Consider the following 22,980-nt stretch of genomic DNA (forward strand, 5'->3'; position numbering starts at 1 on the left):
AGAGGGCTATGTTGCTTAAGAAAACGTTCATTGCAACACTATTCACATTAATATTTGTGGGTTGCAGTAATTCAAACACACCTACACAATTGGAGCAGGGCAATACTGCAAAGAATGCAACCAATGATATTTTAACATTTAGTAGTAAAGCGGGAGATATTACAATTCCTGCAAATGTTTCCCGAATTGCGGTATTGGATACGAATGCTTTAAATACCATTCATGAACTTGGGGCGGATGATAAAGTAGTCGCTTTGCCTAAAGGAACGCCTTTACCTCACGTTTTAAGAAATTTTAATGATTCAAAATATATAGATGTTGGCACCGTGAAGGATCCAAATTTAGAACGTGTGGCCGCTAGTCAGCCTCAATTGGTTTTGATGAGCGGTCGTATGGAAAATGTGATCAACGAAATTAAAACTATTGCTCCAACGTACTTTGTAGATGTTGATTATAATGATCAATTTAACTCATTTAAGCAGCAAACTTTAAATATCGCTGAAATGGTGGGCAAGAAAGCTGAAGCTGAACAACAATTACAAACGCTTGAGTCTGATATTGCTACTTTAAAAGAAAGAACCCAAGGAAAGACAGCATTGATCATTATGGTCAATAATAGCAAAATTGCTGCTTATGGTGCGGGTTCTCGCTTTGGTAATATTCATGATCTCTATGGTTTCACGCCAGTCGATCCCTCTATAAAAGTGGGTTTACATGGTATGGCGATTTCACATGAATTTATCGCCCAAAAAAATCCCGATTATATTTTTGTGATTGATCGTGGTGCTGCTATTAGCGAGAAAAAAGATGGTGCCAAGCAGGTCTTAAGTAATGCTATTGTTAATAGGACCAAAGCTGCTCAAAATGGTCATATTGTGTATTTGGATTCTAGTAACTGGTATCTGATGAATAATGGTTTGGGCGGCATGAAAGCAATGGTTAAAGAGGTTTCAAATGCTGTAAATGACTAAATTGATATACTTAAAACGCAGTATAATCTGCGTTTTTGTTTCACCATTTTATGGCTTGTCATTGATTGTTTTTCAGTGGTGGAAACATTTGGATAGAGAGGAGGTCGGATTTAGATACCAGATGCTAGAAGCAAATGATATATTTGATGCTGTAAAGAATATCAATTAATGATTCTTAATAATATATAGAAAGACAACTATAAATATGAGCACTAACAGAATATTGACAGATATAGTCATGAGGGAATCCAATGATGAAAATGAAATAATTTTTCTAATTCACTTATATTAAATAGGTTTTTGAATGATTGGTAAACAAATATCTAGAAAGTTCTGTCTATTATTTTGTGAAATAAACACTACATTATTGGTTTTATTTGCTTTTTTGTATGTAATACAAAATTAAAAGAAGAATTAAGATTGCCGCTAATACAAAAGTAATATCACTTGGCACTGAACGATTCCCGTTTTTTACGCTTCTACGTTAAGTATTCTTAAATGTGTTTAGTAATTCTTAAGCAATATTTTGAGGTAAATATGCATAAATGTGAAGCTATATTTTAAATTAATTCCGATCCTGCCAAATTTAAGCCAATTAATTATCTTGATGGTTATCGGAGTGTAGTCATTGCTGATGGCCAAGCATTGGCCATATGTATAAATTAAACCCAAGAACATTGAAGTAAAAGAACAAGATTGATTGTATTGAAAATGACTTTAACAATGAACTAGACATCAAGGCTGCTAAATATACCAAGCAGCTTAATTTCTGTCCAACTAGTATTAAAACCAAACTGTGCTATTTCTATATTTTTAGTTTTTCGTTTAATAAGGTTTCAATTTCAGTGCGAGATGGAATAGAGGATTGTGCACCATATCGCGTTACAGTAATCGCTGCTGCTGCATTGGCAAATTGGGCTGCGTCCTTGTTTGATTTGCCTTCAAGCAAAGCGGTCGCAAAAGCTCCATTAAAAGTATCTCCAGCTGCAATTGAATCTATTGCATCCACTGCAAAAGCAGGGATGAGTTGTCCTTGATCAATTTCACTTAACCAAACTCCTTGAGCTCCTAGCGTGATCACCACTGTTTTTATGCCATACCCATGAAGAATTTGCGCTGCCTTTTGCACATCACTCAGATTCTGAATTTTAATGCCTGTTAAAATTTCTGCTTCAGTTTCATTCGGAGTGATGAAATCGATAATTTTTAAAAGGTCTGGGGATAATGGCTGCGCTGGCGCAGGGTTTAAAATAATTTTTACTCCAGCGTCATGGGCAATATTTGCAGCAGTCATGATGCTGTCCAAAGGTGTTTCAAGCTGCAATAATAATAACTTGGCATTTTGAATTAGGTTTGAAAATTGTTTAACATATTCAACATTTAAGGCGGCGTTGGCTCCAGCATGAATACCAATGAAATTATCTGCATGCTGATCTACAAAGATTAATGCGACTCCAGTATTTTGGTTGGTTGTGCTTTGAACTGCCTGTGTATTGACATGATCTTTTTCTAGTTGAGTTTTAATATGGTTGCCTGCCTCGTCATCCCCGACACGGGCAATAAAAGCAACATTAGCTCCACTGCGTCCAGCAGCCACTGCCTGATTAGCGCCTTTTCCACCAAAAGCAATTTTATAATTTGTTCCTGTAATCGTCTGTCCAGAGGTGGGAAAATCCTTAACGTTTAAAATATAATCAACATTTGCGCTGCCTAAAATCACCATATCAAAAAAACTATTTTTCATTTTGGACAATCGCTTTTGAGATTTATTGCTTAATTGTAACGAGCCTAATTTATTCCTTACATTACAAATGTGTAAGAGAAAAATTATCTTGCTGTTTTCTAATGATTTTAATCCAACTAAAATAGTTGGTTTAAATGTATTGGTTTTTCGCATTGTGAGAATTTGTATTTTAAATCATTTTTGTTAAGAAAAAATTAAGCTTAAATTCTTAAAACTAAATGGTGACATAAAAATGAATGATGTTCTCAGGAGTGGAAGAAGATGAATTTAGAATATACTCATAAACCAAATTATTATTTTTTTGCGCATAGACTTGTATCTTTTTTGGAGAATGAGGTAAAAAAACATCCTGCTCTTTTACGTGATACATTCAACTTAAATGAAATTTATGATTTATTCGAGCATGATTTTGCCTCAACCAGTACCAACCTAGAAGGTATTATGAATATTGTGGATGAATATGTGATTGAAACAGCATATGGATCACAGCCCCTTATCTCAAAATACCGTATTTCTGCTGAAAATCATATTCTTGAACTTGATTTCAATGGTAATGCAGTTACAGAATTAGTTGCGGGTAAATCGATTCAGTATCCTAAAGTTGCTTGATGAAATATTTTCTCGCACAATCAAGGGCAGCTATTTAGCTGCCCTTGATTGTATTTTAATAAAGCGGTTTATATTTCTGCTTCTTCTTCGGTATCATCTTCAGCGGCAATACCTAGCTCTTTGAGCTTACGTGTAAGCGTGTTACGTCCCCAACCCAATAGTTCGGCTGCATGGCGTTTACGGCCACGGGTTTGTTGTAGGGCTGCATTAATTAAGGTTCGCTCAAACATGGGGGTGGCCATATCCAGAATTTTCATTTCACCATTTTTTAATTTTTGAATTGCCCATTGGCCTAGTAATTCATCCCAATGATGTAATGAAATGCGATCAACGCCCGTTGGTGTTGATGTTTGTTCCCCCGATTTTTGAATAGGAATTTGTTTCAGCTCGGAAGGTAGATCTTCTGGATAAACATCGCGACCCGTGATCATGACAGTTAACCAGCGGCAGGTATTTTCAAGTTGACGAACATTCCCAGGCCACGGTAATTGCTGCATATAATCTGTGGTTTCTGGACGTAGAATTTTGGGGCTAACTCCTAATTCTTTGCCTGCACGGGCTAAAAAGTGTTGTGCCAGCATCGGAATGTCTTCGCTACGGTGTGCAAGTTTTGGAATGTGAATGCGAATAACATTTAAACGATGATATAAGTCTTCCCGGAAGCGCCCTTCATTCACCAATTTTTCTAGATATTGATGGGTCGCTGCGACAATACGCACATCAACTCGTACAGGAATATGTCCGCCTACACGATAAAACTCACCATCGGCTAACACACGTAGCAATCGGGTTTGGGTTTCAAAAGGCATATCACCAATTTCATCTAAAAATAGTGTGCCACCATTGGCTTGTTCAAAACGGCCCTGACGTTGAGTATTGGCTCCTGTAAAAGCCCCTTTTTCATGGCCAAAAAGCTCTGTTTCAATCAAGTCTTTCGGAATCGCAGCCATATTTAGTGCAATAAAAGGTTTACTGCTACGTGGTGAATGTTTGTGTAGCGCATGAGCGACCAGCTCTTTACCTGTACCAGATTCACCGTTAATTAATACCGTAATGTGTGATTGTGATAATCGTCCAATGGCACGGAAAACTTCCTGCATGGCAGGGGATTCACCAATAATTTCAGTTGATTGAACTGGAGCCGTTGTTTTTGCAGCTTCTTGTTGCTGTAATTTATTGACATGCAAAATTGCCCGATGAACCAGTGCTAAGGCTTCATCAATATCAAAAGGTTTAGGTAAATATTCAAAAGCACCAGTCTGATAGCTTGATACTGCTGATTCCAGATCTGAATGTGCTGTCATAATAATGACGGGTAAATCAGGATAATTATTTTTTACTTTACCTAAAAAGGTGAGACCATCGATACCTGGCATACGGATGTCGGTCAGAATCACTTCTGGCGCATCGCTGGAAAGTTGATCCAAAGCGGTTTGAGCTTCTTCAAAACTAGTTACATCAAAGCCTTCTTCTTTGAATGTTTTTTCTAATACCCAGCGCATGGCGCGGTCATCATCAATTACCCATATTTTATTTCGCGACACGGTCTGACTCCCAAGGTAAATATAAGCTAAATGTTGTTTTTCCAGCGACGGACTGACATTCGATCATTCCGTTATGTTGATGCATAATATTTTGTGCAATACTTAAACCAAGTCCTGTTCCTTTGGCTCGTCCTGTAACTAAAGGATAAAAAACGGACTCTAAAATCTCTTGTGGTACGCCTGGACCATTATCTTCAATATCAATGCGTACAGCAGATCGATTTAATAAACCATTAATTGTTACAAGGCGTTGAATACGGGTTCTTAAGATTAGCTCAGGCTCATGATCAACAAAAAACTCTTTATTCTCTGTCATTGCCTGAATGGCATTGACGCTAATATTCAGCATAACTTGAATGAGTTGATCACGATCTGCTTTGACATCAGGCAATGACAAATCATAGTCACGAGTAATTTTAATTTTCTTCTTGGTTTGATTCACAATAAGAGAGCGTACTCGTTCTAGTGGCTCATGCACATTGACATCTTCATAACTTGGCAACTGACGCGAACCAAGCATGGTATCTGCAAGATTTCTTAAACGATCAACTTCATTAATAATGACATCGGTAAATTCTGTATATTTAGGGTCTTTTAAACTACGTGCCAGTAATTGAGTTGCACCGCGGATACCCCCTAACGGATTTTTAACTTCATGGGCAACTCCACGAATCAACTGACGTGCCACTTGATGTTGTTGAATCAAATTTTCTTCTTTAGAGATTTTGAGCATCCGATCAATTGGATTAAGCTCTATCAATAATAAAGGATGATAATTTTTGCCTGTATTTAAGGCTGAAACAGAATAATCAACGTGTATATCTTTAAAATTAACATTAATGGTGGCCTCACGGCGCGTATAGTGTTGACCTGAGTGAAGTGTATTTAAAAGTGCTTCATGGGTGTTGAAGGTGTCATCGGGTGAGTGCAAAAGATTGAGCACAGGTAAACCTGAGGCACGAAGTAAACTAATATCAAACAACGCTTCGCATGAAGAATTGAGATAAAAAATATTCAGGTCACTATCGACCAATAATATCGCAGTGGTTAAGTTATCGACTAAAAGTCGATAGTCAATGGTCTCTCTTTGATCCATTAGAAAATGTTTCCTGTCTTAAAATAGCGCAATGACATTTTCATTTAATCCAGTTTTTCCCTGTAATGGGACATAAGTTAAGCAAAATACACGCCAACTTTGGGTAGAAAACACCTTGGTTCTAAGTCTGTATTAAAAATGAGCAAAATAGATGAATTGTGATCGATTTAAAAACAAGCTTTATGAGATAACATCTTAAATTGAATCATAATGGTGCAATAGTTGTTTTTAATAAAAATATTGGTTGTATTTTGGTGCATTAAACGAACTGTTCATATTCCACCTGTTTTTATTGCTAGAAACGTCATACAATACGCGGATTCTAGTGGAGTGCAGATTCATGAAGTCCCCCAAAGTCGGTTTTGTATCTTTAGGTTGTCCTAAGGCATTGGTAGATTCTGAACGAATTTTAACTCAGTTACGTACTGAAGGTTATCAGGTCGCATCAGATTATGATGGTGCTGATTTGGTTGTAGTAAATACCTGCGGTTTTATTGAATCTGCGGTACAAGAATCATTAGACGCGATTGGCGAAGCCATGAGTGAAAATGGTCGTGTCATTGTGACTGGATGTTTAGGAAAAGATGAAGACAAAATTCGTCAAATGCATCCTAATGTTTTAAAGGTCACGGGTGCAGCGGCCTATCAAGATGTGATGGAAGCTGTACATGAATATGTCCCTGCGCCACCTCAACATAATCCTTTTGTTGATCTAGTGCCTGAACAAGGTATTCGTTTGACACCTAAGCATTATGCTTACCTAAAAATTTCTGAAGGTTGTAACCATCGCTGTACATTCTGCATCATTCCAAGCATGCGTGGTGATCTCGTTTCCCGTCCAGTCGGTTCAGTGCTTGAAGAAGCGGCTGCGCTTAAACGTGCTGGTGTAAAAGAAGTGTTGGTCATTTCTCAGGATACCTCAGCTTATGGCGTTGATACCAAATACAAGTTGGACTTCTGGAATGGTCAGCCTGTAAAAACCAAATTTTATGATATGTGTGAAGCCCTTGGTCAACTTGGTATCTGGGTGCGTTTGCATTATGTTTACCCTTATCCTCATGTCGATGCCGTAATCGATTTGATGGCACAAGGCAAAATTCTTCCTTATCTTGATATCCCTTTTCAGCATGCCAGTCCGCGCGTCTTAAAATTGATGAAGCGACCAGCCCATAGTGAAAATACGCTTGATCGCCTAAAAACATGGCGTGAAAAATGTCCAGATTTGGTTATTCGTTCTACATTTGTTGTTGGCTTTCCTGGTGAAACAGAAGAAGACTTTCAGATTCTTCTAGACTGGTTGCAAGAAGCGCAGCTTGATCGAGTGGGTTGTTTTACTTATTCGCCAGTTGAGGGTGCAACAGCCAATGACTTGCCGGATCATGTGCCTGAAGAGATCAAGCAGGAGCGTTATGAAAGATTTATGCAGGTTCAGCAGGCAATTTCTGCGGCTAAACTGCAAAAGCGCATTGGTCAAACCATGACTGTTTTAGTGGATAGTCTCGAAGATGAGTATCCAGTTGCAGTAGCGCGTTCTTATGCTGATGCGCCTGAAATTGATGGTAATGTCTTTGTCGAAGATATTGATAAATCAAAAATTCAGGCAGGTGATTTACTTGAAGTCGAAATTACCGATGCAGATGAATACGATTTATTTGCCAAGTTGATTACAATTAAATCAGCTTGATGCTTTTATGTTGCAACGAACAAAATTTATTTTTTACACATTGTTTTTTGGAGCTTACCATGGCGGATTCTAACAGCCCCCGTTACTCACGTATTCTACTCAAACTTTCTGGTGAGGCATTGTCGGGCAATAAAGACATGGGGATCGATGCACAAGTGCTTGATCAAATGTCATTGTCCATTGCTCATCTGGTTGGATTGGGCGTTCAGGTGGGTATCGTTGTTGGTGGTGGAAACCTGTATCGTGGTAGTCAACTGCAAAAAGATGGGTTGGTTGGGCGCGTAACTGGTGACCAAATGGGTATGTTGGCAACTGTTATGAATGGTCTTGCACTGCGTGATGCTCTAGTGCGTCGTAACATCAAAACTCGTCTTATGTCTGCGCTTCCAATTGGTACGGTGGTTGAATCTTACTCAAGCCGTGATGCCATTCGTCACTTGAGTCAGGGTGAGGTTTGCGTATTTGTTGCTGGTACGGGTAATCCATTTTTTACTACAGATACAGCGGCGTGTTTGCGTGGTATCGAAATTGAAGCCAACCTAATTTTAAAAGCGACTAAAGTTGATGGCGTATATAATAAAGATCCAAGTAAATACGACGATGCGGTTAAGTATGATCATTTAACATTCGATCAGGTATTGGATGAAAAGTTGGGTGTGATGGATTTAACCGCAATCTGTTTATGCCGTGATCATAACGTACCGCTTCAAGTCTTTGATATGAATAAAGCTGGCGCACTATTATCTGTCGTGATGGGTGAAAAAGAAGGGACTCACGTTACGAAATAATGTACGTGACGTAGAAAGCTCTTTATACTACTCGACTAATTTAGCAATTACACCTTGAATGAATAAGTAAGGAAGATCATATGATTAACGATCTCAAACAAGACAGCGAACAACGCATGCAAAAAACCCTTGAGTCACTTGAGCAGGGTTTTGCAAAAGTTCGTACCGGACGTGCTCATCCATCCATTCTAAACGGTGTAATGGTTTCTTACTATGGATCTGATGTGCCATTAAATCAGGTAGCTAACGTAGGTATTGAAGACTCACGGACATTGGTTGTGCAACCATTTGAACGTACGATGGTTTCAGCGATCGATAAAGCAATTCGCGAAAGTGATTTAGGTTTAAACCCAATCACAGCAGATGCAATCCGTGTGCCTTTACCAGCACTTACTGAAGAAACTCGTCGTGATATGCAAAAAGTTGCACGTTCAGAAGCTGAAAATGCCAAAGTTGCAATTCGTAATATTCGTCGTGATGTATTGGGCGATATCAAATCACTTTTAAAAGATAAAGAAATTTCTGAAGATGATGAACGCCGTGCAGGTGATGATATTCAGAAAATTACCGATAAATATGTTGCTGAAGTTGATAAACGCTTGGCAGCAAAAGAAGCTGAATTGATGAAGGTCTGATTTTATGACCGCTTCAGAAGAGCTTCATCTTCCAAAACATGTTGCCATCATTATGGATGGCAACAACCGTTTTGCTAAAAAAAATCAAATGCAAAAAGGAGATGGGCATCGTGAAGGAAAGAACAGTCTAGATCCAATTGTTGAGCACTGTCGAAGTAAAGGTATTCAGGCATTAACCGTATTTGCCTTTTCTAGTGAAAACTGGAATCGTCCGCAATTTGAAGTCGATTTATTGATGAAATTGCTCGAAGAGACAATTCATGAACAGTTACCACGAATGGAAAAATTCAATATTGCCCTGCAATTCATTGGTGACAGATCTCGCTTATCTCCACATTTAAAAGAATTGATGTTGCATGCTGAACAGCAGACTGCTAGTTTTGACAGCATGACTTTAACTATCGCCATTAGTTATGGGGGTATGTGGGATATTGCGCAAACTGCAAAACAAATTGCGCTGGATGTAAAAGCAGGGGTATTGGATGTTGAGCAAATAGATACTCAGCTTTTTAATCGGCGAATTAGTCTAAACAATTTACCTGCTGTTGATTTGCTTATTCGTACAGGTGGTGATTATCGCTTGTCTAATTTCCTGCTTTGGCAGGCTGCTTATGCCGAATTTTATTTTACTGAAACGCTATGGCCGGAGTTTTCTGTAAAAGAATTTGATCGTGCTTTGGATGTGTTTGCAGGACGCGAACGACGTTTTGGTAAGACTTCTGAACAAATCCACCAAGAGAAAATTGAGAATTAATAAATGTTAGAGCGGATAATTACCGCATTGGTATTGGTAGCCGTGGTACTCACTTGTATGTTTGCTACCAGTTCACACTATCCAATGTTTGGGTTAATGATTGTAGCGGCTGGGGTGGCTGGCTACGAATGGTTTAAATTAATGCCAAGAGATGTGGCGTTATTTAAACCGAATGCATGGGCGTATGGGCTTGTTGTTTCACTGCTATCTGCATTAGCACTTTATTATAATGAAATTGCAATTCTGTTATGGTGTGCATCTATTCTGACATGGCTGGTGAGTAGCTTTTGGGTTAAATCTTATCCTGAATATGATGGTTGGTATAACAGTACGCTTTATGTTATTGGCGTGATACTCGTAAGTGCGGCAGTTACAGCGATCTTTGAAGTTTGGCAAAGTTCTCCATGGTGGTTGATGTATTTGTTTCTGCTTGTTTGGGGGGCGGATTCTGGTGCTTATTTTGTTGGACGCAAATTTGGTCAAAATAAACTTGCCCCTACAGTAAGCCCAAATAAATCTGTTGAAGGATTAATTGGTGGCGTAGGGTTAGCCATCATTATTATTGTAGTGGTGCAGGTTAATTATCTAAGTTTGACTTTTGCTCAACATCTGCTATTTCTGATTCTGTCTGTGGTTACAGTTTTTGCCTCAGTTTTAGGTGATTTATTTGAATCTATGGTGAAACGCCGTGCAGGCATAAAAGATTCTGGGCGTATTTTACCGGGTCATGGCGGAGTGCTGGATCGTATTGACTCTTTACTGGCAGCAGCTCCAATTTTTGCAGCAGGCATGTATTTATTAAAGCTCATTGGTGTAGATCTATAAATGACTCAATCTGTTTGTATATTTGGTGTGACGGGTTCAATTGGTCAAAGTACATTAAAAATATTGGATCGTCATCCCGATAAGTATACGCTTTTTGCAGCAACGGCTTATAGTCGCATTAAGGAGTTGGCTCAGATATGCAAACAATATCAGCCTAAAATTGCTGTTGTGCCTGCATCAAAAGTGGATGAACTTCGTGCAGAGTTGGTTGCTTTAGACGTTTCTGATATTGAAATATTGGCTGGAGAGCAAGGCTTAATAGCGATTGCTGAAAGTCCTGAAGTTGATATAGTAATGGCTGCCATCGTTGGTGCAGCGGGACTTTTGCCTACACTTGCTGCTATCAAGGCAGGTAAAAGGGTGTTGCTTGCTAACAAAGAAGCATTAGTGATGTCTGGTGAAATCATGATGCAGGCAGCACGTGATCACAAAGCATTATTACTACCTGTTGATTCTGAACATAATGCGATTTTTCAGTCATTGCCACATAATTACTTAAATATACAGCGCAATGGGCAACCTCAGTTGGGTGTGTCGCAAATTTTACTTACCGCTTCTGGTGGCCCATTCTTAAATCATTCACTTGAGCAACTGCATCAGGTTACACCACAGCAGGCTTGTAAGCACCCAAATTGGTCAATGGGTCAAAAAATTTCAGTTGATTCTGCCACTTTAATGAATAAAGGTTTGGAACTTATTGAAGCGTGTCATTTGTTTTCAATATCTGAACATTTTGTTACAGTTGTAATTCATCCACAAAGTATTATTCATTCAATGGTTCAATATATTGATGGTTCAACTTTGGCACAAATGGGAAATCCTGATATGTGTACGCCAATCGCTCATGCATTAGCATGGCCAGAGCGATTAGATACACATGTTGCTGCACTTGATTTATTTACGCATTCACATCTTAACTTTCAGCAGCCGGATGTTGAAAAGTTTCCAGCTTTAAATCTCGCACGTCAAGCTATGCGTGATGGAGGTTTAGCTCCTACCATTTTGAATGCTGCAAATGAAATTGCTGTTGAGGCATTTTTGAATTTGAAAATAAAATTTACCATGATCCCAGAAGTGGTTGAGCATACGCTCAATCACGTGCAAAATGGTTCGGCACAGAGTATTGAAATCATTTTGGATACAGACCGATTAGCCCGTGATGTTGCGCATCAATTTGTGGCTAACGCAGGAGGCTGAACATGAATATTCTTTTTATCATCGTTGCAGCAATTCTGTTGCTTGGACCACTTATTGCCATTCATGAATTTGGACATTACTGGGTTGCGCGTAAGCTTGGTGTCAAGGTCTTGGTTTATTCGATTGGTTTTGGTCCGACTTTATTCAAATGGATCTCTAAAAAATCAGGTATTCAATACCAACTTTCAGCATTGCCACTGGGTGGTTATGTCAAAATGTTGGATGAGCGTGAGGGAAATGTAGCAGAAGCTGATTTGCCTTATGCATTTAACCGTCAACCGCCTTGGAAAAGAATTGCGATTGTGGCAGCAGGTCCCGTCATTAATTTGTTATTCGCGATTGTATTATTCTGGATTTTATTTATCCCATCTCAAGAACAGCTAAATACGCGTATTGGCAAAATCCTGCCGAATACACCAGCGGCTCAAGTGGATTTGCATGCTGGCGATAAAGTGCTATCGATCGATGGAAAACAAACACCGACATGGGAAAAGTTAAACTTTGCACTGGTTGATCGAGCGGGTGAAACTGGCCAGATTCAAATGACAGTGGATCGTGAGGGTGCTCAAAAAAGTGTTGCTCTGCCTATTCGTGACTTTCTAAAAGATCAGTCCCAATCTGCTCTGGATGTACTTGGATTTTTGCCTTATCGCCCTGCGATGCCTGCTGTGATTCACCAGTTAAGTGAGGATGGCGCCGCAATTCGTCAAGGTATGAAGGTAGGAGATCAAATCCTTTCAATTGATGGTATCAAGATGAATGATTGGTTTGATGTTGTTGATATAGTACAGAAATCTCCTGAAAAATTGCTCACTATGGATGTACTTCGTGGTGGGCAAGTGGTGCACTTGCACGTCATGCCACAAGGTAAACGTGACAATATGGGAAATACGACGGGAATGCTTGGCGTCCAAAGCAATCCGGGTAAAGTCACTATCCCCGCCGAATACAAGCAAACCATCCAGTATAATCCTGCGCAAGCTTTAGTTATGGCAGTGGATAAAACCACGCAAATTTCTGGCATGATTTTAAATTCGATTGTGAAAATGTTTCGCGGGTTAATTGGACTCGAAAACTTATCTGGTCCTATTACTATTGCTAAAGTTGCAGGACAAAGTGCTGAAATGGGATGGCAAACTTTTATCTCATTTATGGCACTTATGAGTGTAAGTCTTGGAATTTTAAATTTATTACCTATTCCTATGTTGGATGGCGGACATTTGGTTTATTATTTTATCGAAGCAATTCGCGGTAAACCTGTTTCCGAACAAATACAAATGATGGGCTTAAAAATTGGTATGGTACTGCTCGGCAGTATGATGCTCTTGGCTCTCTTCAATGATTTTATGCGTTTATAACGTTTAGATGGAAAAATTAACTTACTGGAAAAATCTGGCATGCGGCACACACATTTATTAATGCCTTTGGCACTTGTTAGTGCTATGGCGGCAGTACAACAAGCATATGCAGCGAATGACTTCATTGCACGAGATATTAAAGTCGAAGGTTTAGTTCGCTTAACTCCTGCAAATGTTTATACCATGTTGCCGATAAACAGTGGCGATCGTGTTGACGATCCAACCATTGCTGATGCCATTCGTACGCTTTATGCGACGGGCTTATTTGATGATATTCAAACTTATAAGCAAAATGATGTTTTGGTTTTCAAGGTTGTAGAACGTCCTGTTATTTCAAAAATTGAATTTAAAGGTAATAAGCTAATCCCTAAAGAAGCCTTACAGGATGGCTTAAAGAAAATGGGTGTTGCTGAAGGGGAAGTTCTTAAAAAATCTTCTTTACAAACTCTTGAAACAGAACTTGAGCAACAATACACGCAGCAAGGCCGTTATGATGCGGATATTAAGGTCACGACGACAGCTCGCCCGAATAACCGTGTAGATTTAACAATCGAGTTTTATGAAGGTAAGCCTGCAAAGGTTTTTGATATTAATATCATTGGTAACACTGTATTTAATGATGATGATATTAAGCAGGTTTTTGCAGTTAAAGAATCGGGCTGGGCTTCTGTCGTCACTCGTAATGACCGTTATGCACGTGAAAAAATGGCTGCAAGCCTTGAAGCATTGCGCGCATTATATTTGAATAAAGGTTATATCAACTTCAATATCAATAACTCACAATTAAATATCAGTGAAGATAAAAAACACATCTTTATTGAGGTTTCTGTGGATGAAGGCCAGCAATTCAAATTTGGTGAAACCAAGTTTCTAGGTGATGCGCTGTATAAGCCTGAAGAATTGCAGGCATTAAAAATTTATAAAGATGGTGACACTTATTCGCAAGAAAAAGTGAATGCGGTGAAGCAATTATTATTGCGTAAATATGGAAATGCAGGTTATTACTTTGCGGATGTGAACATGGTTCCGCAAATTAATAATGAAACTCGTACGGTTGATATGAATTATTATATTAACCCGGGTCAACAAGTTACTGTGCGCCGCATTAACTTCGCTGGAAATAGTAAAACCTCTGACGAAGTTTTACGTCGTGAAATGCGTCAAATGGAAGGTGCACTCGCCAGTAATGAAAAAATTGACCTGTCCAAGGTAAGACTTGAGCGTACAGGCTTCTTTAAAACCGTTGATGTTAAGCCAGTTCGTGTGCCTAATTCGCCCGATCAGGTGGATTTGAATGTCAATGTTGAGGAACAGCATTCTGGAACCACTACTTTGGCAGTGGGGTACTCTCAAAGTGGCGGTGTGACGTTTCAGGCAGGTTTGAGTCAGACCAATTTCTTAGGCACAGGTAATCGTGTTGCAATTGATTTATCTCGTTCAGAAACACAGGATTACTATAACCTGAGTGTAACCGATCCTTACTTTACGATTGATGGAGTAAGTCGTGGTTATAACGTGTACTATCGCAAAACCAAGCTAAATGATGACTATAACGTTAGTAACTATGTAACTGACAGTATTGGTGGTAGTTTAAGCTTTGGTTATCCAATTGATGAAAACCAGAACTTAAGTGCATCTATTGGTGTTGATAATACCAAAGTCACTACAGGTCCATATGTTTCGACGTATGTACGTGATTACTTGCTTAAAAATGGCGGTAAAGCGACAGGTCAAGGTTCATATTGTGATGGTGATTATGAGCTGAATTCAGAGACAAATGAATACGAATGTACTGGCCAGATGCTCCCTTACGATAATGAGTTTGAAGGTGAGTTCTTTACTTATAACTTAAATCTGGGTTGGTCGTACAATACTTTAAACCGTCCAATTTTCCCGACATCCGGGATGTATCATCGTTTAAATCTCGAAGTTGGTTTACCTGGTGGTGATGTAGATTATCAAAAAGTCACTTATGATACTCAGGCTTATTTCCCATTAGGTCACGATTTTGTATTACGTGGTTATGGTAAGTTGGGTTATGGTAATGATTTGCCATTCTATAAGAACTTCTTTGCCGGTGGTTATGGTTCGGTGCGAGGTTATGATGTCAATACCTTGGGTCCTAAATATCCAGGTGTGACTTATAATGAAAGTAAAACACGTGACTGGGATCCAGAGGAAGTTGGGGGTAATGCCTTAGTACAATTTGGTGCTGAACTTGCCTTACCACTACCATTTAAAGGTGATTGGACACGTCAAGTTCGTCCTGTACTGTTTGCTGAAGGCGGTCAAGTTTTTGATACTCAATGTAAAACAGCCACTGGTAATCTTTATTTAAATGGCTCTACAACTCCTGTTGATGCCGAAAAATATTGTAAAGATAATTATAATTTGGATTTAAGCAATCTTCGTTATAGTGTGGGTGTCGGCTTTACGTGGATTACCATGATTGGTCCTCTATCATTAAGTTACGCATTCCCATTAAATGATAAAGATGGTGATGAAACCAAGGAAATTCAGTTTGAAATTGGCCGTACTTTCTAGTACGGTCTCTGTTCGGGTGATTAATTGTTAAAATACTCCTGTATAGGGAAGTGAAAATGAATAAATTAGCAACAGTTGTATTGGGTCTCGGTTTAGCTATATCTGGCTTAACGCAGGCTGCGGGCGTGGGCTTTGTAGATTTGGCAAAAGTTGTAGATAGTAGTACTTATCTTAAGCAACAAAATGCCAGCTTGAATCAATCGGTGAAACCGACCACGACAAAACTTGAACAGTTAGGTAAAGAACTGGATGGCTTACGCCAAAAAGCTGAAACTGAAGGTCGTAATATGAAAGAGGCTGATGTGCAAAAGCTCAATCAGCAATATCAGACCAAATTAAGCGAGTTTAATTCAACACAGCAGGGTTTACAGTCCCGTGTTCAAGGGACTTTGCAGACCATGAATAACACTTTTGAGACACGTGTCAAACAAGCTGCTGAACAATTACGTCAAGAAAACAATTTAGACTTTATTTTGAATAAAAATGCTGCAGTTGCCTATGACGCTAAGAACGATTTAACTGATAAAATGATTCAAAAGGTTAATGCAATTAAATAATCAATGAAAGCACGCAGTTATCGTTTGGAAGATTTGGCTCATCTTGTTCAAGGTGAGCCTTTGGGCAACAAAGACCTCACTTTTACTGGATTGGCAAGTCTTGAACATGCCAATTCTAGTCAGATTTCATTTGTGAATGGCGACAAATATTTAGAAGCCGCACAAAATTCTCAAGCAGGCGCTTTAATTATTCCTGTTGAATTAAAAGATCAATTGGCTCAGCAAAAAAACTTTATCATCGTCAATAACCCTTATCTGGCTTTTGCTCAACTCACTCATGTATTTGAGAAAAAAATTGAGCAGACTGGTATTGAAAGCACAGCACAAATTCATCCATCGGCTCTAATCTCAGAGAGTGCCTATATTGGACATTATGTGGTGATTGGTAAAAATTGTGTGGTGGGTGATAATACTGCTATTCTTGCCCATTCTACACTTGATGATTATGTTGAAATTGGTAAGGGTTGTTTTATCGACTCGCATGTGACTTTAACAGGTGAAACCAAACTCAAAGATCGCGTTCGTATTCATGCTAATACAGTGATCGGTGGTGAAGGTTTTGGCTTTGCCCCTTATCAGGGAAAATGGCATCGAATCGTACAATTAGGTTCAGTTCAGATTGGAAATGATGTTCGGATTGGTTCAAATTGCAGTATTGATCGTGGCGCTTTAGATGACACTATTTTAGAAGATGGGGTTATTATTGATAACCTTGTGCAAATCGCCCATAACGTACACATCGGTGCTAATACTGCTATTGCAGCAAAAACAGGGATTGCTGGAAGTACTACGATTGGCAAAAACTGTATCATTGGTGGAGCGTGTGGTCTTGTAGGACACATTAGTATCGCTGATAATGTGACATTAACAGGAATGTCAATGGTCACAAAAAGTATTTTTGAATCTGGTATATATTCTTCAGGAACAGGACTTTTTGAAAATAGTCATTGGAAACGAACAATTGTTCGCCTTAGACAATTAGCAGATGTGCCATTGACCCAAATACTCAAACGACTCGATCATATGCAGGCTCAAATAGAGTCTCTTGAATCAACCTTTAAATTGCGTAAATAGAAATATGATGACTGAGTCAAAAACTCCCGCGTTTACGATCCCTGAATTGCCAATGCACGTTCAAACCATTCGTGAATATCTGCCACATCGTTATCCATTTTTACTGGTTGACCGTGTGGTTGAAGTAACTGAAAATTCCATCGTTGGTTACAAAAATGTTTCAATCAACGAAGAGTTTTTGCAAGGACATTTTCCTGAATATCCAATTATGCCAGGTGTATTAATTGTAGAAGCATTAGCTCAAGTTTCAGGTGTTCTTGGCTTTATCATGAATAATGAGAAGCCCAAAGCAGGTTCCTTGTTCCTTTTTGCAGGTGCAGAGAGAGTGCGTTTTAAGAAACAAGTTGTTGCAGGTGACCAACTCGTTTTAAAATCTGAATTAGTCATGCAGAAACGCGGTATTTATAAATATAATTGTACGGCGACTGTTGATGGCATCGTAGCAACAACCGCTGAAATTATGATTTCGCACCAGATAACAGAGCAGGCATGAGTAATAACGATCCAATTCATTCTACCGCTATTATTGACTCATCTGCAGTAATTGCTCCAGATGTCGAGATTGGCCCTTTTTGTGTAATTGGGCCTAATGTAAGCATTGGTACAGGTACAAAACTTCATTCACATGTTGTGATTGGGGGATTTACACGTATTGGCGAGCATAATGAAATTTTTCAGTTCGCCAGTGTCGGCGAGATTTGCCAAGATTTAAAATATAATGGTGAAGAAACATGGCTGGAAATTGGTAATAATAACCGCATTCGTGAACACTGTAGTCTGCATCGTGGAACCATTCAGGATAATAGTTTAACTAAGATTGGTCATAACAACTTGTTAATGGTCAATACTCATATTGCTCATGATTGTGTGGTAGGCGATAACAATATTTTTGCCAATAATGTCGGTGTGGCAGGACATGTCCATATTGGTGATTATGTCGTTATTGGGGGAAATTCAGGAATTCATCAATTTTGTAAAATTGACTCCTACAGTATGGTGGGTGGGGCATCTTTAATTTTAAAAGATGTACCGGCTTATGTAATGGTTTCTGGTAATCCTGCACACGCATATGGGATGAATGTTGAAGGGATGCGTCGTAAGGGTTGGTCAAAAAATGTGATCAATGGCTTACGTGAATCTTTTAAAGTTATCTATAAATCAGGTCTTACGACTGAACAGGCACTTGAAAAAATTCGCACTGAAATTTTACCCGAAATTTCAGAAGTTCAGTTATTGGTTGATTCAGTTGAGTCGTCAAAGCGCGGTATTATTCGTTAATTCTGCTAATCTTTGACAAATAAAAAAGACACATTTCAAATGTGTCTTTTTTGTTTTTAAAGGGATTTATTTTTTGATAAAACCAGCTTCTTCAGATTGCGGATAGCGACTAAGAAGTTTGTTCTTATATTGGGTAGCTATAGCAGGTTTGCGATCTACATCTTTTGCGATGCTATAGAGCTGGTATAAAGAGCGCGGCGCTTTACTGGAGGTGGGATATTTATCTGCCACAATTTGATAGTTTTTCTTGGCTTGAGCATAATTGACAGGATCAGTTGCCAAATGAAATTCAGCAAGCCAGAAATAAGCATTGGGTGTGTAAATACTGTCTGGATGATTTTTAATAAAATTTTCCATTGGTGCAATGGCTTTTTTTGCACCACCTTGTTTGTATGCGTCCAAAGCAACAGTATAAGCCGCTTTATCAAGTTCATTTGAATCTTTATTCTCTGTTGCTGTCTGTGCAGTATTTGGAGAATTTGATGCGGGTTGTTGATCGTTTTGAATTGCTGGTTCGGCGGGAGTTGGTTGGGGATCAGCATTTACTGGTGCTTGTGCATTATTGCTAATAGCAGGTGTCGCACCATTGGCATCTGTTGCCGCATTTTCATCTGTTGCAGCACTATCAGGATCTACTTTTTGGTTTAATAGTTCCAAGCGTTGATCTAGATCGGTATAACGATTTGCTAAGTCTTTTTTGAGTTGATCGATTGCATGTGCTTGTTCTTCAAGCTGGCCACGCAATACACGTATATCATTTTCTAACTGCTGATTCTTTTGCATCAATTGCCAGTTCAGATTTGTCGCTACAGGTTGATCATTTGTCGCTGATATTGATCCAGAGTTGGATTGGCTTAAGCCCCGAGATTCAATCGGAACATTGGCATAAATAGAAGAGCCACAGAGTAGGGTAATCGCGAATAAAGAATGCTTTTTTAGCATAAGCCACAATCCATAATTTTAAATATAACGTCAAGCCATGTGTTTGTGAGTCATTCAGCTATAAAAACACATTGAAAGCAAATGCCATTAAAAACACCCTGCCGTAGAATTGCAATAAGTAATTACAATATTTTAGCATTTTCATTTTTGATACGGACTTATCGACAAGTAAAGGGGGGCAAATAAATCAATTCTCATAACGAGATTAAGTCATTAAATTTCTTGTGGCTTAAGTGTGAGAGGCCAGATAAGGAGCTGGAAAATGAACAAATCTTTAAATTTGTTGATGATTTAGTCAATTGAAACGAAAACTGTATGAAAAAATGAGATAGCACTTGCAACGCATTTAAAAATCTCTATACTCTGTTCTTGCAATGGTAGCCCTGCTGGTGGCTTCGCAATTGTACTCTGTGAACCCCGCCAGGACCGGAAGGTAGCAACGGTAGCAGATCTATGATGTGCCGAGGTTTTGCTAGTAGGGTTACCACCAGCTATTCTTCTTCAGTCGTTCGACTAATCGCTTTTAGAATTGTATCCATATCATATCCTCGATATTGCAAAAAACGAATTTGCTTGGCTTTTTGTTTTGGATCTTTTTCCACATGAACTCCAAATTTTTTAACTTTAAGCAAATAAGCCTGCTGTAACCAGTCAATATTTTGAATATCTTCTAAAACTAAATTGCTATCCACTTGCTTGTGCTTGAGTGTTTGTTTAATTCGGTTTGGACCTTTCCCTTTACGAATCTGGCTGGATACTACCATTTCAGCTACACGCTGATCACTTTGATACTGACGTTCTGATAACTCTTCAACTAGCGCAAGAACCTCATTTTTATCCTGAGCATAAAGACTGAGTTTTTCGATCAGTTCAGCTTTGGCATATTCTTTACGTGTAAGTAAGGCAAAAGCATAAGAGCGTAAACGACTGCCTGTGAGCAGGGGCTTTTGTGGTTGGTCATTTGAATTTGAATACATAGGTCATCCCAAATGAAAAACGCCCCGCAGGGCGTTCAATCTCGACTTAATTAGCTTTCTAAAAAGTCTGGTTGTTCTTCATCCTCATGTTCGGCGCTATTTGCCACCGGGGTGCTAGTCAGTAATTGCTCACGAATTTGTTTTTCAATTTCTTGAGCAATTTGAGTATTTTCTTCAAAATAACGAATTACGTTATTTTTACCTTGACCAATTTTATTGCCCTTATAAGAATACCAAGCACCTGCTTTTTGTACGATTTCCTGTTGTACTGCTAAATCGACTACTTCACCCAGTTGGTTGGTGCCTTTACCATACATAATCTGGAACAATGCTTCTTTAAATGGAGGCGCCATTTTGTTTTTTACGACTTTGACTTTTGTTTCAGAACCTACAATTTCATCGCCTTCTTTGACCTGTCCAACACGACGGATATCTAAACGTACAGACGCATAGAACTTCAGTGCATTACCACCTGTGGTTGTTTCTGGGCTACCAAACATCACACCAATCTTCATACGAATCTGGTTGATGAAGATTACCATGCAGTTTGAGCGTTTGGCATTACCTGTAATTTTACGTAATGCCTGACTCATTAAACGAGCTTGCAAGCCCATATGTGAATCACCCATTTCGCCTTCAATCTCAGCACGAGGGGTCAATGCAGCAACAGAGTCGACTACAATTAAGTCAATTGCACCTGAACGAACCAACATATCTGCGATTTCAAGTGCCTGTTCGCCATTGTCAGGCTGTGAAACCAATAAATTGTCGATGTCTACGCCAAGCTTACGAGCATATTGTGGATCGAGTGCGTGTTCAGCATCGATAAATGCGCAAGTGCCGCCAGCTTTTTGGCATTGGGCAATGGCTTGTAAAGTCATGGTTGTTTTACCAGATGACTCAGGGCCATAAATCTCAACAATACGGCCTTTTGGTAGACCACCAATACCCAGTGCGATATCGAGCGTTAAAGAGCCTGTAGAGACTGCTTCAACCGCCTGTACGGTATTGTCACCTAGGCGCATTACTGTATTTTTACCAAACTGTTTTTCAATCTGGCTCAAAGCTGCATTTAATGCCTTGCTTTTATTATCATCCATCTCACAACCTCAAAACTGTGTATATCACTATCATTCAAAGTGGATGTGTCGAATTTTAACCTCGTTCCACCTGTGTATAGTGACAGATTTATTTTTAATATTCCATGTCAAGATTATGCCAGTACGACATAATATGACGTGTATAAGCAGCCATTCAATTAATCATCATGATAAGACCACGATTGGTCAAATTGTTGATCATTTTCTTGTTTAAACTTACTGATTTGTCGACGATCTTTTTTAGATGGACGATGATCAGGTCGCGCTAGATTATGCAATTTTCTTTGTGATGCAATCAACTCCCGGCGCGCTAAACTTACTTCTGTTTCTTCATAAAGTAATTGTGCTACTGGAGCAGGGCCTCGTGTTGCAGAAAGCGCTTTAATCACTACAGTTTTGCGTTCAAAACCTTGCTGAATAGTAAGTTCCATACCAACGCGAATTTCTTTCGATACCTTGACTCGTTCGTTGTCATGGTGAACTTTACCACCTTCAATGGCTGCTTTGGCAATGGAGCGCGTTTTAAAGAAACGTGCTGCCCAAAGCCATTTATCGACTCGCATCGAGTCATTTGTATTTTGTTCAAGCTGTTTTGACATCAACATCCTTAACTTGAGATTGCGGTAAATAAGAAAAAAGTTCAACTAAACTATGAATAGCTGGATAGTTTAGTGTTGCCAGATCACGGGCTGGTTTTAAGCTTGAAGGTTGAGTAATAGTAATGAGCTTCTCGATTCCAAACTGTTTGGCGCCTTCAAGAACCTGAGCCGTGTCATCTACTAAAATAACTTTTGTAGGGTCAAAGGGATGTAGGTCTTGTAGAGTTTGCCAAAAACCAATATCTTCTTTAGCAAAACCTAACTGTTGACTACTGACTAAGACTTCAAAATAAGGGCGAAGTGCAATATTTTCAAGTTTAAGTTTTAAGCTTGGCTGATCAGCATTGGTGACTAACCAGCAACGATAGCCCTCATTATTAAGGCTTTTTAAGAGCTCAAAACATCCCGGTCTTGGCTGGATTTTATGTTGAAATTCTTGTTGTAATTTTAAAACATCTACACCGACTTTTGCTGTCCAATAATCTGAAGAATACCAGCATAATGTATGATTGTGTTGTTGATAGAACTGAAATAAGGTATCGCGACTTTGTTGCAGTGAGCATTGATTTATCTGTGCGTGGCGTATAGGCAGGCACTGATTCCAGATAAAATCATCAAAACTTAAGTCAAGTAGCGTACCGTCCATATCAAATAGGACAATAGGCAAAGTCGAAGAATTACAATTTGGCATAACGGGATAATCT

General features: G+C 39.0%; 22 protein-coding genes and 1 other RNA gene. 15 read left to right on the forward strand and 8 right to left on the reverse strand.

Annotated elements, in window-relative coordinates; translation table 11 throughout:
• Nucleotides 1-8: 8 nt before the first annotated feature.
• On the forward strand, nt 9-971 hold the full coding sequence (locus tag IAE19_RS06660) for a siderophore ABC transporter substrate-binding protein (RefSeq protein ID WP_200460146.1): 963 nt from the start codon (nt 9-11) through the stop codon (nt 969-971).
• A gap of 805 nt (nt 972-1,776) precedes the next feature.
• On the opposite strand, the gene rbsK is transcribed toward IAE19_RS06660, so the two are convergent.
• Nucleotides 1,777-2,715: a ribokinase gene (rbsK, locus tag IAE19_RS06665; protein ID WP_200460147.1), complete on the reverse strand. Its 939-nt coding sequence runs from the start codon at nt 2,713-2,715 to the stop codon at nt 1,777-1,779.
• 261 nt (nt 2,716-2,976) lie between these two features.
• On the opposite strand from rbsK, the gene IAE19_RS06670 reads away from it, so the two are divergent.
• Complete coding sequence (locus IAE19_RS06670) at nt 2,977-3,324, forward strand: hypothetical protein (protein WP_200460148.1); 348 nt, start codon at nt 2,977-2,979, stop codon at nt 3,322-3,324.
• 68 nt (nt 3,325-3,392) lie between these two features.
• Here IAE19_RS06670 and glnG read toward each other — a convergent pair whose 3' ends face one another.
• Nucleotides 3,393-4,868 (reverse strand): nitrogen regulation protein NR(I), encoded by a 1,476-nt coding sequence (gene glnG / locus IAE19_RS06675; protein ID WP_200460149.1) that lies wholly within the window; start codon nt 4,866-4,868, stop codon nt 3,393-3,395.
• The gene (gene glnL / locus IAE19_RS06680; RefSeq protein ID WP_200460150.1) at nt 4,855-5,964 is read right to left on the reverse strand and encodes a nitrogen regulation protein NR(II); all 1,110 of its coding nucleotides are present in this window, start codon (nt 5,962-5,964) and stop codon (nt 4,855-4,857) included. The genes glnG and glnL overlap by 14 nt, the downstream gene beginning before the upstream one ends.
• Before the next feature lie 340 nt (nt 5,965-6,304).
• Between glnL and rimO the strand changes: the two genes are divergently transcribed.
• From rimO to lpxA, 12 genes are all read left to right on the forward strand, one after another.
• A complete protein-coding gene (gene rimO / locus IAE19_RS06685; protein WP_200460151.1) occupies nt 6,305-7,648 on the forward strand; it encodes a 30S ribosomal protein S12 methylthiotransferase RimO in 1,344 nt (447 codons plus the stop codon).
• Nucleotides 7,649-7,707: 59 nt separating this feature from the next.
• On the forward strand, nt 7,708-8,436 hold the full coding sequence (pyrH, locus tag IAE19_RS06690; protein ID WP_200460152.1) for a UMP kinase: 729 nt from the start codon (nt 7,708-7,710) through the stop codon (nt 8,434-8,436).
• 80 nt (nt 8,437-8,516) lie between these two features.
• Nucleotides 8,517-9,071, forward strand: a complete 555-nt coding sequence (frr, locus tag IAE19_RS06695) for a ribosome recycling factor (protein WP_200460153.1) — start codon at nt 8,517-8,519, stop codon at nt 9,069-9,071.
• Nucleotides 9,072-9,075: 4 nt separating this feature from the next.
• Nucleotides 9,076-9,825 carry a polyprenyl diphosphate synthase gene (gene uppS, locus IAE19_RS06700; RefSeq protein WP_200460154.1) on the forward strand — a complete coding sequence of 250 codons (750 nt, stop codon included), beginning with the start codon at nt 9,076-9,078 and terminating at the stop codon, nt 9,823-9,825.
• Nucleotides 9,826-9,828: 3 nt separating this feature from the next.
• Entirely contained in the window at nt 9,829-10,650 is an 822-nt protein-coding gene (locus tag IAE19_RS06705; protein ID WP_200460155.1) for a phosphatidate cytidylyltransferase, read from the forward strand.
• On the forward strand, nt 10,651-11,847 hold the full coding sequence (gene ispC / locus IAE19_RS06710; protein WP_200460156.1) for a 1-deoxy-D-xylulose-5-phosphate reductoisomerase: 1,197 nt from the start codon (nt 10,651-10,653) through the stop codon (nt 11,845-11,847).
• A 2-nt stretch (nt 11,848-11,849) separates the two neighbouring features.
• A complete protein-coding gene (rseP, locus tag IAE19_RS06715; RefSeq protein ID WP_200460157.1) occupies nt 11,850-13,205 on the forward strand; it encodes an RIP metalloprotease RseP in 1,356 nt (451 codons plus the stop codon).
• 39 nt (nt 13,206-13,244) lie between these two features.
• Nucleotides 13,245-15,749 carry an outer membrane protein assembly factor BamA gene (bamA, locus tag IAE19_RS06720; protein WP_200460158.1) on the forward strand — a complete coding sequence of 835 codons (2,505 nt, stop codon included), beginning with the start codon at nt 13,245-13,247 and terminating at the stop codon, nt 15,747-15,749.
• 56 nt (nt 15,750-15,805) lie between these two features.
• Nucleotides 15,806-16,306, forward strand: a complete 501-nt coding sequence (locus IAE19_RS06725) for an OmpH family outer membrane protein (protein ID WP_200460159.1) — start codon at nt 15,806-15,808, stop codon at nt 16,304-16,306.
• A 3-nt stretch (nt 16,307-16,309) separates the two neighbouring features.
• Nucleotides 16,310-17,380, forward strand: coding sequence for a UDP-3-O-(3-hydroxymyristoyl)glucosamine N-acyltransferase (gene lpxD, locus IAE19_RS06730; protein WP_200460160.1), 1,071 nt, complete (start codon nt 16,310-16,312; stop codon nt 17,378-17,380).
• 7 nt (nt 17,381-17,387) lie between these two features.
• Complete coding sequence (fabZ, locus tag IAE19_RS06735) at nt 17,388-17,873, forward strand: 3-hydroxyacyl-ACP dehydratase FabZ (protein WP_200460161.1); 486 nt, start codon at nt 17,388-17,390, stop codon at nt 17,871-17,873.
• On the forward strand, nt 17,870-18,658 hold the full coding sequence (lpxA, locus tag IAE19_RS06740; RefSeq protein ID WP_200460162.1) for an acyl-ACP--UDP-N-acetylglucosamine O-acyltransferase: 789 nt from the start codon (nt 17,870-17,872) through the stop codon (nt 18,656-18,658). Before fabZ ends, lpxA begins: the two co-directional genes overlap by 4 nt.
• Nucleotides 18,659-18,724: 66 nt before the next feature.
• Here lpxA and IAE19_RS06745 read toward each other — a convergent pair whose 3' ends face one another.
• Nucleotides 18,725-19,600, reverse strand: a complete 876-nt coding sequence (locus IAE19_RS06745; protein WP_200460163.1) for a YbgF trimerization domain-containing protein — start codon at nt 19,598-19,600, stop codon at nt 18,725-18,727.
• A gap of 384 nt (nt 19,601-19,984) precedes the next feature.
• Here IAE19_RS06745 and ffs point away from each other — a divergent pair.
• Nucleotides 19,985-20,081: signal recognition particle sRNA small type (gene ffs / locus IAE19_RS06750), an RNA gene on the forward strand.
• A gap of 10 nt (nt 20,082-20,091) precedes the next feature.
• Here the strand turns inward: ffs and IAE19_RS06755 are convergent.
• The 4 genes from IAE19_RS06755 to IAE19_RS06770 form a co-directional block, all read right to left on the reverse strand.
• On the reverse strand, nt 20,092-20,577 hold the full coding sequence (locus tag IAE19_RS06755) for a regulatory protein RecX (protein ID WP_200460164.1): 486 nt from the start codon (nt 20,575-20,577) through the stop codon (nt 20,092-20,094).
• A 50-nt stretch (nt 20,578-20,627) separates the two neighbouring features.
• Nucleotides 20,628-21,677, reverse strand: a complete 1,050-nt coding sequence (gene recA / locus IAE19_RS06760) for a recombinase RecA (protein ID WP_200460165.1) — start codon at nt 21,675-21,677, stop codon at nt 20,628-20,630.
• A gap of 158 nt (nt 21,678-21,835) precedes the next feature.
• Nucleotides 21,836-22,276, reverse strand: coding sequence for an RNA-binding S4 domain-containing protein (locus IAE19_RS06765; protein WP_200460166.1), 441 nt, complete (start codon nt 22,274-22,276; stop codon nt 21,836-21,838).
• Entirely contained in the window at nt 22,260-22,967 is a 708-nt protein-coding gene (locus IAE19_RS06770) for an HAD-IA family hydrolase (RefSeq protein WP_200460167.1), read from the reverse strand. The genes IAE19_RS06765 and IAE19_RS06770 overlap by 17 nt, the downstream gene beginning before the upstream one ends.
• Between the last annotated feature and the right edge of the window lie 13 nt (nt 22,968-22,980).

The sequence above is a fragment of the Acinetobacter sp. S40 genome, from assembly GCF_016624705.1.
Lineage (GTDB): Bacteria > Pseudomonadota > Gammaproteobacteria > Pseudomonadales > Moraxellaceae > Acinetobacter.